The organism is Oryzihumus leptocrescens (assembly GCF_006716205.1).
Taxonomy (GTDB): Bacteria; Actinomycetota; Actinomycetes; order Actinomycetales; family Dermatophilaceae; genus Oryzihumus; species Oryzihumus leptocrescens.
In genome coordinates this window covers 2,509,302-2,524,105 of sequence record NZ_VFOQ01000001.1, presented here as the reverse complement: position 1 = coordinate 2,524,105, position 14,804 = coordinate 2,509,302, and the positions used below count along the sequence as shown (strand labels likewise).

Sequence of the window (14,804 nt, the reverse complement as noted above, 5' to 3'; positions counted from 1 at the left end):
CGTCACTCAGCCGGTCAGCAATGTCGCACAAGAAATCATGAGGCCAAACCCTCTGGATGGCCCAGGTTCAAAGAGCTCTCAGAGCTAAGGTGCAGCCTGCCGCCGGCGCTTGTCTGCACCAATCCGAGCTTCATGAGCTGGGGCAGAATGGTTTGGCGGTCCTGAGAGCTGATGCTGCTGCGGATGTCGCAGCCTTCCTGTATGCGTCGCAGGAGACGTGCCTGGCTTAGGTCCATTTCCTCTGGCCCCGTGGCAGCAGGTGGCCCATCGAAGATGGAACGTTTCCTCGCGTTCATCAGGTCTGCCGGGTCAGCGTCGAGGGCCATGCAGATTCGTGCGAACTCGCGGAGGGTGAGGTTGCCGTCGTCCCCGCCCAGCTCGAGGCGTCGAATGACCTGATAGTTCAGGCCCACGAGGCGGGCGAACTTGCGCTGCGAAAGGCCGCGTTGGGTGCGGATCTGGCTGAGGGCGATGGCGTTGATCATGACATGGGAAGGGGCGTGAGTCCGAGCTTCTTGAGCCAGCGGCCGGGGTGGATGTGGCGTTCGGCGCGTCGTCCGTGCACTCGGATATCGAGGTCGGCGTTCGCGTCGTTGAGGGCTTGCGAGATCGCCCGCTCCGGCACGTTGAGGAGCGGGGCCTCGTCGGCGACCCCTGGCATTGAGCGGGTTCGGAGGAGGGCGCGCAGGGCCCGGGCGCTGTGCTCGGGCATGGTGACTTTTCGCCCTTGCGACAGCGTGATGGTGGAGCCGTCGGCGGCTGCGTGACCCAGTTGGAGGGCGACGATGTCGTGCACACCGACTTGGTGCATGGCCAGGGTCACCGCGACAGCCCGATGGGGCTGGCGATAGGCCACGAGCGCTTCGTCGACGGTGACCGGGTCGGTTAGCTGTCGCTCAGGGCTGGCCAGCAGCTGCGGGATGTCGCTCTTGAGGTACACATCGTTGTGCCAGGCGGCGAGTTGAAGGGCGCGGATGTCGGTGACAAGTAGGTCGTCAGCCGGTGCGGTACGCAGGATCCCCTCGGCAAGCCGGGCGATGACGTCGGTGGTGGCGCCGTCGCGCTGGAGTACCTCATGGCAGCGCACGGCGGTGGAGGCGTGGCGGAGGGTGACCCGGTCGTGGGCCTTGGGGGCGAGGGTGATCTGGCAAGCCGTGCGGAACTGATGAAAACCGGCCGCCGGGAGAGTGACATTGAGTGTCGGCCTGCTCGCCGTGATGGGTGTGCGGGGCCGCGGCTGGGGTACCTCGTCCAGCGGACGCGGGTGCACGAGAAGCCGGTCGAGGGAGTGGAGGAAGGCGTCAGTCCGAGGTGCGCGGTGCAGCAGCCACAGCGGCACCTGCGCCTCCTTGGCCAGACGAACGAGCTGGCGTAGGCACAACGGGCTGAGTCGCTGGGCCTCCGTGGCGACCAGGGCGGTGACGTCGTAGGCGCGCATCCAAGCGACCGACAGCGCGAGGTCCTCGTTTTCGTTGCGGCCGATGCCGGCGACGTCACGGCGCTTGCCCAGGGCGGCGAGGATGTCCCCGGCGATGACGGCGCTGCGCTTGAGGTCAGGGCGGAGCTCGACCCAGATCGCGCTTCCCGCTGCGGCGGGCTGGTGCGGCACCTGAATGGGGAGGTTGGTTGTGTCGACCTGGTGGGTGGGCATGTCAGCGTCTCTTACTGGTCTTGAGGGTGGGCATGAGTTGGACGACGGCGCGGGCGAGCTGGGGGTCCAGGAACGGGGGATCCTCGCCGCGCTCCACGGCGAGTCGCTGCAGGTAGAGCGCGGCCCGGAGGAAGCAGGCCCAGTTCTTCAGCATCCCCTTGCAGACCTGCTTGTCGATGGCTTCGAACAGCTGGTCCGGGATAAGGAAAAGCTGGTGCATCGCCCGGACCGCCGAGCGAATCTCGGAACCGGTGAGAGGACGCATCTCGACCGCCGCGATCACCTCCCCGCGCAGCCCGGCGCTGGTGGCGACGGTGCGGGCGGTGTCGGGACCCCCGAGCAGGACGAGCGTCCAGGTGGCGGTGACGCGCCGGTGCAGGTAGTGCAGCTGTTCCGCGGCGGCTGCGGTGAGCTGCTCGGCGCCGTCGATGACGATGATCCTGGGCGTGCCGGAGAGCGTTTCGATGAGCTCGTCCTGCATGTCGCGCAGGGCGAAGACGTCATCCTCGTCGTGAACGGCTTCGTAGAGAAGCCGGACCATGTCCTTGGCCGAGACGGCGGGCGGCATGGTGACGAGGTGGAACGGCAGGTCCTGTTCGCCCAGGCAGGTCATCAGCGCGAACCGCTTGCCGGTGCCGTGCTCGCCGGCGACGACCATCGTGCCGTGGAAGGTCTTAGCGAACGCGAGCTGGGTGGTGATGTCGGTGAAGGCGGGGGTGCGGACGGTGTGGGCTTCGTCCTCCAGCCCGCGGAGCATGAGGTGGTTCACCACAGTGCTCCCTGCGGCTGGTCGGGCAGGTTCGCGAGGGCGTCGAGGGCCTTCTGGCCGTCTTGGCGCAGGTCGAAGTCGGGACCCAGGACCTCGTAGCGGGTGGGCTGGCCGTGCTCGGAGAGCTTGGTCAGGGGGCTGGCGTCCGGGCGGTTGCCGCGGAGCCGGTTCGCGGTGCGGAACGTGGCGCGGGCCGCGGTCTCGGCCTTGTGGCGGGCCGCCAGGAAGGCGATCTGGTCGTCGGGGCGCAGGGCCTCCGCCGGGAAGCAGGTGGCCAGGTGGGTGCCGTCGTGGAAGACCTCGATGAAGCTGTGGTCGTGGGGCAGGTGGCGCACCTCGACTAGGCGCCCGAAGACCTTGTCCAGTTCGCCGTTGGGTGCGACGTAGTCGGTCTTCTTGAATCGGACGCCGGCCTTGCCGACCTTGTGGGTCTTGCTGATGAGGAAGTCGTGCCAGAGCTGGTCGGCCGGGACGCTGCGCAGCGGGGTGTGGTCGTTGCGCCAGGCTTGCAGCGGGGTGCAGCCGAGGGTGCTTACCGTGTGGTGGCCGTTGTAGCGGTCGATCCAGTCGCGCAGCTCGTTGACCAGGCCCTGCTGGTCCAGGGCTTTGGCGGCGAGGAGGAAGTTGCCGCGGAGGTCTCGTCCGGCGTCGATGTAGCCGGGCAGGGGGGCCAGGGCGTCGCTCTTGAGGAAGCGCCAGAACCGTTCCAGGGATCCCTTGAGGTGCGGTGAGTAGGCCGGCAGCGCCACGGGGGTGACGCTGAGCCGCAGGCAGGATTCGGTGATCAGGTCTGAGAGGAAGTCCAACCCGCGGTCCCACAGGGCGCGTTCGGGCAGTCCGCCTACTGGTGTTTGGCCGTCGGCTGCGGGGCGGATGGTGAACGCGGACATGAGCGCGGCACGGATCTCCTCGGAGGTGGGGGTGCCGAAGGTGAGGACCCAGCTGAGGATGTACCGGGTTTCGGCGTCCATCACCGCGGTCAGCCAGGGGCGCTGGGCGGTGCGGGTTCCCTCGGGAACGGCGAAGATGGGCAGCTCGGTGTGGTCGAGCAGGTAGCTGTAGCCGCGCGACTCCCGGGTGCGCTTGAGGTGGACGCGGCTGAGCCTGGCCTGAGTGGAGGCGTTCTTGGCGTAGGCCATCTTGGTGCCGCCCATGGTGTCCAGGACGCGGCGCCGGAAGGTGCTGAGGCTGGGCACCGCTTTGCCGCTCTCGCGGAGGCGACGGTGGGCGCCGCTGATGTTTCCGCATGTCAGGAAGACGGTCTCGATGATGTCCTCATCGACGGTGAACTCCTCGGCCGAGTCCGCCTCCGGGCGGTCGAGCTTGGCGATCTGGCGCTGGAGCTGACGCACCGAGTAGCCGCAGCTGTCGGCGGCCATCTGGTAGATGCCACGGTTCAGCGTGCCGACGTCCGCTCGGAACTGGACCAGGTCGGCGACCGCGCGGTCGCGGCCGGTGCGGTGGATCTTGGCCTTGTTTGGCATGGTCTGGTTCTCGACTTTCAGATCAGGTGGGCGGTCGCGGCCAGCGGGGTGGGCTCGGCGTAGGGGTCGGGCAGGAAGACGGACTGGGCGGGGTGGCTGAGCGAGAGCAGGCGCAGCCCGCTCAGGTAGCGGCCGTACCGGCCTCGCCCGTCGTGCAGGTAGCGGCGCGCCTGGGTGAGGTTGGCGCTGCTGGCGAACAGGCCGGCGTGGCCGGTCTTGAGCTCGTCGATCAGGAGCGCGCCGTGCGGGGCGCGCCAGAGCAGGTCGATCCGCCCGCGGCCGAGGTGGAGCTCGGCGCCGTGGAAGCGCCACTGCGGCGGGGGGAGCAGCCGGGTGAAGTAGGTCTTCACGGCGCCGGCGAGGTTCTGCCGGTGTGCCCTGGCTTCGTGCGGGTGCAGGTGCGGCAGGGCCTGGTCGACCGCGTCCAGGATCGTGCGGATGTCGGGTTCGCGGGTTCGCGCGGCCAGGGTGGCGATGATGCGGTGGCACGTCGCGCCCATGTCCCGGTGTCGGGCGAGGGTTTCGTCGTCGAGGATGTCCATGCCCGCGCACCGTCAGGCGCGCGAAGCCGAACGCAATCACTGCATAGGGCCCTTGCCAGACGTCAGGTGTTGCCTACTGGCGGGGGTCGGGGCTGGTAGCCAATGGCATCGACAGGCGTCCGCGTCGGGGCCCGGCGGCGGGCGCGCCGTGGGCCGCCCGCCAGGTACCGGGTGGCGGCCAGCGGTCGACGCGTGCGGTCGGACATCAGCATCCACGAAGTTGCCGGCTCGGCGGTGGCGAGCACTCGCACGCCGAGCAGCGCTGGCCCGTACGCGGCGGTGCCGGCGTCCAGGTACCGCAGGGCCTGCTCTGTCGTACCGGCCAGCGTGGTGCCGAGGCGGCCGGTCTTGATCTCGTCGATCAGGATCTGACCAGATGGAGCACGCCAAAGGACGTCCGGGCGCGCCCGTCCGACAAGGGGTTCGGCAGCGAGCACCGACCACGACGGCGGCGGCAGCAGCCCGCGGAAGTAGGTGAGGACGGCCGCGCAGAGGACCTGGCGGTGGGCCCGTGCTTCCACGGTTGGCGGCTGCAGGAGACGTTGCGCGTCGGCCAGCACCTCAGCCACGGTGACCTCGATCGTGGCCGCTGGGCACCCCAGCCTGCGGTGCAGGACCGTGGCGATGACGTGGTGCGTGAGGAAGCCGACCAGCGCGAATCGGGCCAAGGCCTCATCTTCTGGCGGGGCGAGCCACGCCTGGGGCGCTAACGGGCGCCCCATGGCCGTGCACCTGGTGGCTGTCCCCGCCACGTCGGTGAGGTGTCACTGTGTGTGGAGAGCAACGGACACTGCCGCTGCCAGCACGGTCTCGCCCATCCACTCGTAGCCGAGCAGACACAGGCTCCAGTACTGCTTGGAGAACCCGAACCGGGCGGTGGTGCGCCGCGCGGTGAAGCGCTCGAGCTGCTGCTCCTGGCGCACCAGGACAGCGACGTGGTGTTGGACCAGGGCGACGGCCTGCGAGACGGGGTCCCCGCCCGGGGGCAGGACGGTTGTGACGCCAAGCCGGTGGCCGAAGATGAACGGGTCGGCGAGGTAGTCGCGGGGCAGGAGATTACGCCGGTCCAGGCGTCGCTTGCGGGTGGGCATGGAGCCGACGGTGCGGGCGTCGGCGCGTGCGGCATTCCCCCTGATCTGAGCCTCCCTGCGCCGACGGATGACATTCCTGAACGACAGCACAGCCAGCGGGTGGCTGTCCCCGGCCGGGGCGGATCGTCCAGCAGGCCCGCACCCCGACTGGACCGGCCTCAGCCCCCGGTTCCCCGCCCGGCCCAGCGGCACGATGCTTGGGACTCTGACCGGGCGGAGGACGGACATGAAGGCTGAGATGCCGGCGGAGCTGGGCACCTGGGCAGATGCGCGACTGGCGCGGCTGCGCGACCTGCCCCGGTTGGGGCAGGCGGACTGGCCCGTCGTGGCCGGCGCCCACACCGGCCGGTACCCGCGACCCCGCAGGGCGCCCTCGCGATCCGGTCTGGCCGAACATGCTGGCCTGGCTGAGGGGTGGTGGCCGCTGCTGTCGACCTGCGTGGTGCGCCAGGTCGTCGAACTGGACGAGGAGGCCGGGCTGCCCTCCCTCCTGCGGGGGCCGTTCGGAGCGTGGACCGGGGCGCACTTGCCGCAATGGGCCGCGGCGACAGTCAGCCTTTCCACCGTCCGTGGACTCCGGGGCAAGGCGGTGGAGCTGGACGTCGAGCTGTCCGCCGGGCTGCAGCTGCCCGCGACCTGCGTGGCCGAGGAGCTGGTGCGGCTGGCCGTGGACCAGGACCTGCGGTCCTGGGGGCGCCACCTGGGCATGACGGAGCAACCACTGTCCCTGCCGCACTGGGGTGGCGCGCCCCTGTTAGCGACCCGGTTGTGGGATGGCGATGCCGATCGGGACACCGCCGACCTCGCGCTCATGGCCGCCCGCGGCCACCTGGGCCTACCTCCTGCGCAGTGGTTCCGCACCTGGCGCGACCTGCTCGCCTGCCCGCCCGCGGTGGTGTTCGAGCGTCGAGGGCCCGCACCGACACCAGGGCTGCCCTCACCCCGGCCACGCATGGTGGTCAGCGAGTTCGGCCAGATGCGGCCAGACACCGCAGCCGCGGCGACGGCGGCGGTGCAGCACGGGCGAGCCCAGCTCCGGGGCAGCCGCACGCACGTCGTCCCCAGGGGCGGCCCGCGCTTTGGCTTCCAGCTGAAGGCCCTCCTGCTGCCGCGGCGGGCGCAGGAGGTGCATCTGCGCTGGCAGCCGGTGGCGACCGGGCCGATCCGCGAGACCCCCGTGCTGCTGACCGGTCTGGAAGTCGACGAGGAGGGAACGCTGTGGCTGCTCGCGGTGTGGGAGGCGTCCCTGGTGGTGGTCCCGGTTCCCTACGTGGTGGGGATCGGCTTCACGGTCGTGTCCGTCGCGGAAGCAGCGTCCCGCGCCTCTCGTGATGTGAACTGGCGACCTGCTCAGCGCTTGTACCGGGAGGGTGCAGATGTAGGGCGCTCTCGACGTGGAAACCAATCCGTTTCGAGTCTCGATGTCGCCGGTGGCGGCTAGGGTCCCTGGGACGGCCGAGGCAAACCGGGGAGCGAGCGTGCAACGGATCGACGAGCATCTGGTGCTGAGTCCGACCGACCTCACCAAGCATCTGGCCTGTCCGCACATCACCACGCTGGATCGGGCCGTGGCCGAGGGTCTGCTTCGCAAACCCGCCGTCGAGTCCGAAGAGCTGGACCTGATCTTCGCGCTCGGCATTGCGCACGAGCGGGACTACCTGGCTGCCTTGAGGGCCGAAGGTCGATCAGTGGTGGAGATTCCCACCGCCTTCGACGGCCCAGGGCGGCGCGAAGCCGAACGGCGGACGGTGGACGCCATGCGCAGCGGCGTGGACGTTGTCTACCAGGGCACCTTCTTTGACGGCCTGTGGGGTGGGCAGGCCGACTTTCTGCTCAAGGTCGACCGACCCTCGTCGCTGGGTGACTGGTCGTACGAGGTCGCGGACACCAAGCTCGCCCGTCGCCTGAAGGTGCCGGCCCTCCTGCAGATGGCGGTCTACGCCAACCGACTCCAAGCCCTCCAAGGGACGGTCCCCGAGCATCTGTACGTTGTCACCGGCGACGGGCAGTCCCGGCCGTGGCGGCTCGTGGACGTCGCGGCCTACGCGCGCCGGGCACGCGCCCGGCTGCGTCAGTTCCTGGAGCAACCCACGGACACCGAACCGGTCAAGGTGGGGCACTGCGGCCAGTGCCGCTGGCTGGCGCGGTGCGCCGCGCACTGGCGGCGCACCGACGACCTGACCCTGGTCGCCTTCATGCGCAACGACCACCGCGAGGCGCTGCGTCACGCCGGCATCACCACGCTGGAACAGCTGGCCGCCTTGAGTGCTGACGAGCTCCCCAGAACGATCGGTCGGGCCAGCCGCGAACGACTGGTCCAGCAGGCCGCCGCGCAGATGGTTGAGCGCACCACCGGGCAGCCCTTCTACCAGCTGCTGCCGCCCGAACCGAGGACGGGGCTGCTGCGCCTGCCCGACCCCGACGACGGCGACCTGTACCTCGATTTCGAAGGGGACCCTTACGCCGACGGCGGCCAGGGTCGGGAGTACCTGGCCGGGCTGGGGGACCGGCATGGCCGGTTCACGCCGTTGTGGGCCCATGATGCCGCGCAGGAACGCCAGCTGACCGAGGCCCTGGTGGATCGGCTGCTGCAGACCTGGCGCGACCATCCCGGGATGCACGTCTATCACTACGCGCCGTATGAGACGACGGCGTTGAAACGGCTCACCGCCCGGCATGGCGTGCGGGAAGCCGAGCTGGACCAGCTGTTACGTGGGGAACGGTTCGTCGACCTGTATGCGGTGGTGCGCCAGGGGATGCGGATCAGCAAGGGCTCCTATTCCATCAAGAAACTGGAGGCGTTCTACTGGTCGGCCGAGCGGAGCAAGAATGAGGACGTCGCCGACGCCCTGGCCAGCGTGATCGCCTACGAACGGTGGCTGGTCGAGGGTGGTGAGGAGGTGCTGCAGGCGATCGAGGCGTACAACCGCGACGACGTCGCCTCCACCCTGGCTCTGCACGACTGGCTGGAGCAGCGACGAACCGAGCTCGAAGGCACGCACGGGCCGCAGCCGCGACCTCACGAGGTCCCGCCCGACCCGGACAAGCCGCTCAGCGACCTGGAGCTCGCCGAGATCGACCTCGCCGACCGTTTGCGCGCCGCAGGGGAGACGCTGCTCGCGGACCTTGTGCAGTGGCACCGCAGAGAGGCCCGTCCCGCCTGGTGGGAGGTGTACCGCCTCGAAGACCTCCTCGAGGACGAGCTGGAAGACGACGGGTCCGCCCTTGGGCCGCTTTCCCCGCCGGAGCTGGTCGGGCAGGAGAAACGCAGCCGGTTGTGGCGCTACACCTTCCCGCCCCAAGACACGAGGGTGCAGGTCGGCAAGGACGCGTTGGACGCCAAGGACCACCAACGCGCCGGCACCGTCGTCGAGCTGGACCCGGCCGCAGGACACATCGTGCTCAAGCTCCAGGCCGAACCCAAGGCCTCCCGTGGGTTCGGCCCGCCCGGGCCCATCAACACCGGCCCGCTGCGCGACGCGATCTTCGCCACCGGCCAAGAGACCTTGCGAGGTCAAGGCGGGCTGGGCCTGGCGGTGCTCCGCCGGCAGGTCCCCGTCGGCACCGCCCGCCGAGAGGGTGAGTCGGCACAGCAGGCCGTGCTCCGGGTCGGGCGAGGGCTGCGCTCCGGGGTCCTGGCCGTCCAGGGGCCACCAGGCAGCGGCAAAAGCACGGCAGGGGCCGAGCTGATCCGGGCGCTGCTCGACGACGGCAAACGGGTCGGCATCACCGCCACCTCCCACGCGGTCATCGGCCACCTCCTGCGCGCCGTCGGTCGCCCCGCCCTGCAACGCTGCAACGCCGAGGACGACTTCTGCGCCGGCGACGGAGTCAACCAAGCCACCAGCAACCAGCAGGTCGTCGCCGCCCTGAGCGCGGGCCAGGCCGCGCTGGTGGGCGGAAGCGCCTGGCTCTGGGCGGACCCGGACATGCAGGCCGCCGTCGACGTCCTCGTCGTCGACGAAGCCGGCCAGTTCTCCTTGGCCAACGCGGTGGCGGCCGCACGCGGCGCACAGGCCATGGTGCTGCTGGGCGATCCCCAGCAGCTCGCGCAACCCACCCAGGCCCAACACCCCGACGGTGCCGGCGAATCCGTCCTGGCGCACCTGCTCGACGGCCACGACACCGTTCCAGAAGATCGCGGCATCTTCCTCGACGTTTCGTATCGCATGCACCCGGGCATCACCGCGTTCATCTCCGACCTCGCGTACGAGGGGCGTCTGCAGTCCGCGCCCGGCCGGGAACGCCAGATGGTCCTACCCGGGGGAGCTGTGCACGGCAGTGGGCTGCGGCTGCTCAGTGTGTCGCACCAGGGCAATGCCGCACGGTCCGTCGAAGAAGCCCACGAGGTCGAGCGGGTCTGGCTGTCCCTGATCGGGCAGTGCTTCACGGACGCCGACGGCGTGACTCATCGCCTGGGGCCAGAGCACATCCTCGTCGTGGCCCCCTTCAACACCCAGGTCGGGGAGATCCGCCGACGGCTGCCGCAGGCGCGCGTGGGGACCGTGGACAAGTTCCAGGGTCAGGAAGCGCCGGTGGTCCTGTATTCGATGACCAGCTCCAGCGCCGAAGACGCCCCGCGGGGCGTGGAGTTCCTCTACGACCTGCACCGCCTCAACGTCGCCGTCAGCCGCGCTCAAGCCCTGGCAGTCATCGTCTGCAGCCCGGCACTCTTGAATGCCTCGGTCAGCACACCAGAGCAGCTGCGCCGGGTCAACGCGCTGTGTCGCTTCGCCGAGATTGCCGCCAACCCCGAGTAGGGAGGCGCAGCTGCGACCTACGGCACAGGCGCCCGGAGAAGGAGACCATGTCCGGCCCGGGTCTCCCCGTCCAGCCAAACGGCCCTTCGTTGGACAGCTGGCCAGACCTAAGCCAATGCAGTGGAGCATCTGCTGACGTGGAATCGTGACTGATCACGCCAGGGACCGAGGCGAGAACGCGGGAAGGTGGATGTTCGCGCGGATCGGGACTGCGGGGCGGTGGCGCGTCAGGACTGAAACCGCGGTGTATGACATCGACCTCGACGCCGCTTGGATCTGTCGGCATCCGGCTAACGAGCAACGCGGGGGAGCGCATGATGCGCGGGTCGCGGCTTTGAGGTTGGACGACACGCCCATCCCGCTCGTCACCGTCCACCAGTGTCAGCTCGGCGCGCCAATGATTCTTGTCCTGGATCTGAGGGGCGACGGAATCCTCACTGTGCGTCTGTCGACGGAAGTCCTGACGATCGAACGCGCGAGGTGACAGGTCGGCGGCGGTGCGGGCCTCGGTACCGCTCCCGGTCACACTTCTGGTCGTGTCATAGGCCGGCCGCGACTAAGGCTTGGAGAAGCCCGGCCGCCATTTCCACCCGGTCCACTGTGTCGACTGCACGCCCGTCGACCTCGGTCTGCGGAACGGCGAACAGGTAGCCGTTCTCGGTCAGGGTCAAGCCGTCCATGCCGAAGCGCACCTGGTCGAACACATCGCGATCCTTGCCGGTGGGCGGGTCCAACAGCCAGCCGTCCTCAACACACCGCAGGCCGGTGTTGCTGGCGTTGAGGCGGAGCCAGCGCTCAGCGGTGGCGTAGCCGGTGAACCGCGGGCCGTCGGTTCCGTCCTGGACCGCGTCCCTAACATCGGCTTCGCGCAGGGCGGCGACGAGGTACGGGTCGCGGTACAGGCTGTTCATCTGCTTCGCGCGCAGCATACAGACCGAGTAGCCCATGCGTTGGTCGGGGACCGCATAGATGCCTGAGGTCCCGGTTCGCATCGTGTCGTACCGAATGAGGTAGTACCGCCAGTCGTAGGGACCGGCCTCATGCTCGACTAGCCAGTCCGAGCGCATGTCCGCGAGCGTCTCTGCAACGGGGCACGTCGACGCGGCGACCTGGTCGAGGAAGGCGCCGAGCACTGCGCGAGTCCGATCGAGATTGGCGTAGGACGTCGCGGTGAACAGCTCGCGCCACCAACTTGTGCGCTCCGGGGAGCCGAACTGGAACACGTTCGGGCTGCGCGGCCGGGAGTAATCCCCGCAGGTGAGCATCGCGCCGGTGAGCGCGGGCAGAACGGCGTCGTCAGAGAAGAACGCCCAGAACGCGTTCACCCGAGCCACCAGTCGGTCCGGGTCCAGCTCGAACGAGGCCAACGCCCCTCGCAGGACGGGGTGGTCCTCAAGTCGGAAGACGACGTCGGTCAGGTCGGGGGAGGCTGTGAGGAACGCGGCCTTGCGCTTCTCGTCCTCGACCTGATTGATGTTGAATCGCTCAACCTTCTCCAAGGCGCCGTCGACGACAACCCGGCGGACGTCCTCGACCAGGTCGGGCATCCGCTCGGCACGCAGTTCGTTCTCCGAGGCCTCGATCAAGTTGCGGAGCAAGCGGAGCCGGCGCGGGAAGTCCTCGGTCTGGTGGATCCTGTGCAACAGGACCGCGTAGAGCAGCAGCATTCGCGGATAGCCGAACCGTGTGGTCCCGTAGTCGTGGCAGCAGGCATCGAACAGGTTCGGGTTCACGTCGGTGCCGAAGATGATCACCCGCTCGGTCTCGCCGGGAGTGGCGACGACGCTGAACAAGTCGTCCATCACGGCCGCGATGTCGACCGAACGCCAGGTGTCGAACGCGTCGAAGAGGAAGTCCAGATTGGCTGCGGCCTGGGGGTGGTCGTGACCGAAGATGACCGCGGCCCGGTCGATGAGCCGACGGCCGTCACTCTCGAAGTCACCGTCGCGCCACTCGCACAGCTGGGTGACGAAGGTGATGTAGTTCTCGAACTCGTCGTCGACGATGTCGTTGTCCCCCCGGTACGGCCAGAGCACGTCGGACCAGACGGTGTCGATCCGCAGGGCGAGGTCAGCGGCGCGCGTCGACCATGCCACGGTCTTCTCGAACCCGGCTTTGAAGTTCTCGAAGTCGGTGAGCGGCTTCCCGCGCGAGTTCATCTTGATGTAGAGGTCCTCGCCAGAACCCATGTCCGAGATCGGTAGCAGGTGGAACGATATCGCCGGCTGTTCGGCGTCGGTGAGCCGTGCCCAGACTGCGTCAACGTCCTCCTCGCGAAAGCGTTCGTCGATGGCATCGAGGACCACGAGCATCGACTGGATAGTCGGGTCGTGGCGCCAGCCGTGCTGGTACCAAGGCTGGTTGCGGACTCGGTCCGAGAGCAGCCCGGTGCCGGCTTCGGCCGTCCAATTAGCCAGGCGCTTGCCGAAGGTGCGCGCACTCGGGCGGGTCGCATAGGAGAACGACTTCCATGCGTGGTTCTCGCCCAGTCGCCCGCTGCGGAACGCCAAATACCAGTGCAGCAGGAACAGGGTGGTCAGTCGCTGCTGGCCGTCGAGCGGACGAAGCGTGCCGCCGTCGATCTCGCCGTAGACGAAGTCGAGCCCGATCGGTTCGCCGCCGGTGACCGCGGAATGCAGGGCATCCAAGAAGTTGCTGCGGATGTCGGTGACCTTGGCGTCCTCCCGCCCTTGGGCGTAGTCGCGCTGGATCAGCGGGATCTCGATGTCGGTTAGCTTGGGTGCGTGGTTGCCCTGGGCCTCGAACATCCCGGTGAACGACGTCACGACGCTACTCATGCTGGGCCCCCTCCGGGGTGAGGTAGTCGGCCAGGACGTGCACCATCGCTTCGAGGTACGACGCACGGTCCTGCGGGCCCCAGAAGTGGATCTGCTGAGCGTCGGAGGCCGTGTAGTACTTGAGGAAGACATTGCGGGTACACGCGGGGATGTAGTGACCCGTGCGGTCAAGCTGCAGTATCGCGGTCCGCTTGGCGGCGAACACCGAGTTGCTCAGCGCGCTGTTTGCCTCGCGGCCGAGCAACGCCAGGTTGGAGACCGAGTGCACCTCGTCGCCGTCCGCGCCAGTGGCCCGCTTGAAGAACGAGATCACCTCCTCCTCGGCGGCGTGGAACGCGTGCGCGGTCAGTTCGGTCGCAGCATGGTCGATCCGCGACAACAGCGCGGCCCGCTGCTCCGGGTCGAGGTCGGGTAGGGCGACCAGGGCGGCCTTATGCAACTGAAGCCAGGTCGACCACTGCTCGGCCTTGTTGAGCGTTTCCGCAGACTGAGCGTCGATGTGCTCCAGCGACCAGGACCCGGCCGCGTGAGCGCGGAAGGAGTACCGCTCATGGGAGTGCTCCCAGCTGCGCACCGTCTCGACGTTCATCAGCAGCAGAGCGCGGGAGGCCTGTCGGTAGTGCTGCTCGTAGGTGAGGTCGCGCAGCGCGGTTTCGGTCAGGCCGAGCCGGTCGGTAATCATCGCGCGCAGCTCTACGTTGAAGACGTCTTTGGCCTTGCCGTCGGCCTGCACCACGAGGTCCTCGAAGCGCGACCCGGTGGCTACCAGGTAGCCGATCCAGTGGAACAGGCCTCGGTCGTCATACCAGCCCTGGACCAGCGAGTGCAGGTCGACCACGGACTCCCAGACGTCCTCGGGCGAAGTCTGCTCGATGAGTTCTCGGATTCGGTCGAAGGTGTAGAACAGCGGGCGTTCCCGGCCCCGTGGGCCGCCGGCGAGGGTGTCCAGCAGCAAGCTGATGTGTGTCGGCTCTTCGCCAGTTCGTCCGGTTACGAACGACCAGACCTCCGGCACCCGTAGGTCGCGTTCGATGCTGTCCCACTGCGCCGCAACCTCCTCTGGCCGCCGGGCGCGGGAGAGTAGCAGCGCCTTGACCAGCTCGGCGTCGGTCAGTGGAATACGGCCGACGTTGAGCCGGACGAATAGGGTGCGGGCGTCCACGTCGTCGGGCGCCTCGTACCAGATCACATGGACCTTCTCGGACAGGGCCTTGTAGAAGTTCACCGCTGCCATGGCCGGGTCGTCCTGGCTCTCGAACCAGGTCCGGATCAGCTCTGCTGCCTCGTAGATGTGGAAGAAGTCGATGTTCTGCCCGCGCAGCTGTTCGACCGGGTCCTCCAAGTACGCCGCGCTGCCCGCACGGGTCTGGTACTCCAGTGTGTATTCGCGTCTGGCGGCCGGAAGGTGCTTCCGGATGTAGCCCAGGATCAGGTACAACGTCGTCAGCCGCTGCTGGCCGTCGACGAGCTCCCAACGTCCGTCGTCGATCTTCTTCACCACGACTGGCTGCAGGTAGTAGGGCTGGCCATCGCTCGCGGCGATATCGTCGAGCAGGCACTTCACCTCGTGCTCGCCCCAGCGATAACCGCGCTGATAGCTGGGCACGTAGAACTTGCCCCCGATCTTGCCGACCAGCCGCGGTTCGAGGGCGCCGCCGGCGAGCGTTGTCGCAGTCATGTTCGGAACTTAGACCCGGGCGCGACAATTT

Annotated in this window: 12 protein-coding genes; 3 read left to right on the top strand and 9 right to left on the bottom strand. The window is 68.5% G+C overall.

Annotated features, from left to right (window positions below; genetic code table 11):
- Positions 1-35: 35 nt before the first annotated feature.
- From FB474_RS11785 to FB474_RS11755, 7 genes are all read right to left on the bottom strand, one after another.
- Positions 36-485, bottom strand: coding sequence for a helix-turn-helix domain-containing protein (locus tag FB474_RS11785; protein WP_141788820.1), 450 nt, complete (start codon positions 483-485; stop codon positions 36-38).
- A complete protein-coding gene (locus FB474_RS11780) occupies positions 482-1,651 on the bottom strand; it encodes a hypothetical protein (RefSeq protein ID WP_141788819.1) in 1,170 nt (389 codons plus the stop codon). The genes FB474_RS11785 and FB474_RS11780 overlap by 4 nt, the downstream gene beginning before the upstream one ends.
- A 1-nt stretch (position 1,652) precedes the next feature.
- The gene (locus FB474_RS11775) at positions 1,653-2,420 is read right to left on the bottom strand and encodes an ATP-binding protein (RefSeq protein ID WP_141788818.1); all 768 of its coding nucleotides are present in this window, start codon (positions 2,418-2,420) and stop codon (positions 1,653-1,655) included.
- The gene (locus tag FB474_RS11770; RefSeq protein ID WP_141788817.1) at positions 2,417-3,904 is read right to left on the bottom strand and encodes a Mu transposase C-terminal domain-containing protein; all 1,488 of its coding nucleotides are present in this window, start codon (positions 3,902-3,904) and stop codon (positions 2,417-2,419) included. The genes FB474_RS11775 and FB474_RS11770 overlap by 4 nt, the downstream gene beginning before the upstream one ends.
- 17 nt (positions 3,905-3,921) lie before the next feature.
- Positions 3,922-4,446 carry a PD-(D/E)XK nuclease family protein gene (locus FB474_RS11765; protein WP_141788816.1) on the bottom strand — a complete coding sequence of 175 codons (525 nt, stop codon included), beginning with the start codon at positions 4,444-4,446 and terminating at the stop codon, positions 3,922-3,924.
- 62 nt (positions 4,447-4,508) lie between these two features.
- Complete coding sequence (locus FB474_RS11760) at positions 4,509-5,114, bottom strand: hypothetical protein (protein WP_141788815.1); 606 nt, start codon at positions 5,112-5,114, stop codon at positions 4,509-4,511.
- A gap of 96 nt (positions 5,115-5,210) precedes the next feature.
- Positions 5,211-5,537 carry a PE family protein gene (locus tag FB474_RS11755; RefSeq protein ID WP_141788814.1) on the bottom strand — a complete coding sequence of 109 codons (327 nt, stop codon included), beginning with the start codon at positions 5,535-5,537 and terminating at the stop codon, positions 5,211-5,213.
- A gap of 238 nt (positions 5,538-5,775) precedes the next feature.
- On the opposite strand from FB474_RS11755, the gene FB474_RS11750 reads away from it, so the two are divergent.
- From FB474_RS11750 to FB474_RS11740, 3 genes are all read left to right on the top strand, one after another.
- Entirely contained in the window at positions 5,776-6,978 is a 1,203-nt protein-coding gene (locus tag FB474_RS11750) for a hypothetical protein (protein ID WP_141788813.1), read from the top strand.
- 37 nt (positions 6,979-7,015) lie between these two features.
- A complete protein-coding gene (locus tag FB474_RS11745) occupies positions 7,016-10,297 on the top strand; it encodes a TM0106 family RecB-like putative nuclease (RefSeq protein WP_141788812.1) in 3,282 nt (1,093 codons plus the stop codon).
- Between the two features lie 145 nt (positions 10,298-10,442).
- On the top strand, positions 10,443-10,781 hold the full coding sequence (locus FB474_RS11740; RefSeq protein WP_141788811.1) for a hypothetical protein: 339 nt from the start codon (positions 10,443-10,445) through the stop codon (positions 10,779-10,781).
- A 55-nt stretch (positions 10,782-10,836) separates the two neighbouring features.
- Here the strand turns inward: FB474_RS11740 and FB474_RS11735 are convergent, their stop codons facing one another.
- Both FB474_RS11735 and FB474_RS11730 read right to left on the bottom strand, forming a co-directional pair.
- Positions 10,837-13,095, bottom strand: coding sequence for a DUF262 domain-containing protein (locus tag FB474_RS11735; RefSeq protein WP_141788810.1), 2,259 nt, complete (start codon positions 13,093-13,095; stop codon positions 10,837-10,839).
- Positions 13,088-14,773: a DUF262 domain-containing protein gene (locus tag FB474_RS11730; RefSeq protein ID WP_141788809.1), complete on the bottom strand. Its 1,686-nt coding sequence runs from the start codon at positions 14,771-14,773 to the stop codon at positions 13,088-13,090. The genes FB474_RS11735 and FB474_RS11730 overlap by 8 nt, the downstream gene beginning before the upstream one ends.
- Positions 14,774-14,804: the final 31 nt, after the last annotated feature.

What these genes read in the sequence shown, in the direction of transcription:
- FB474_RS11785 (WP_141788820.1), bottom strand. Translation starts at nt 485, where the DNA reads ATGATCAACGCCATCGCCCTCAGCCAGATCCGCACCCAACGCGGCCTT.
- FB474_RS11765 (WP_141788816.1), bottom strand. Translation starts at nt 4,446, where the DNA reads ATGGACATCCTCGACGACGAAACCCTCGCCCGACACCGGGACATGGGC.
- FB474_RS11770 (WP_141788817.1), bottom strand. Translation starts at nt 3,904, where the DNA reads ATGCCAAACAAGGCCAAGATCCACCGCACCGGCCGCGACCGCGCGGTC.
- FB474_RS11780 (WP_141788819.1), bottom strand. Translation starts at nt 1,651, where the DNA reads ATGCCCACCCACCAGGTCGACACAACCAACCTCCCCATTCAGGTGCCG.
- FB474_RS11750 (WP_141788813.1), top strand. Translation starts at nt 5,776, where the DNA reads ATGCCGGCGGAGCTGGGCACCTGGGCAGATGCGCGACTGGCGCGGCTG.
- FB474_RS11755 (WP_141788814.1), bottom strand. Translation starts at nt 5,537, where the DNA reads ATGCCCACCCGCAAGCGACGCCTGGACCGGCGTAATCTCCTGCCCCGC.
- FB474_RS11735 (WP_141788810.1), bottom strand. Translation starts at nt 13,095, where the DNA reads ATGAGTAGCGTCGTGACGTCGTTCACCGGGATGTTCGAGGCCCAGGGC.
- FB474_RS11730 (WP_141788809.1), bottom strand. Translation starts at nt 14,773, where the DNA reads ATGACTGCGACAACGCTCGCCGGCGGCGCCCTCGAACCGCGGCTGGTC.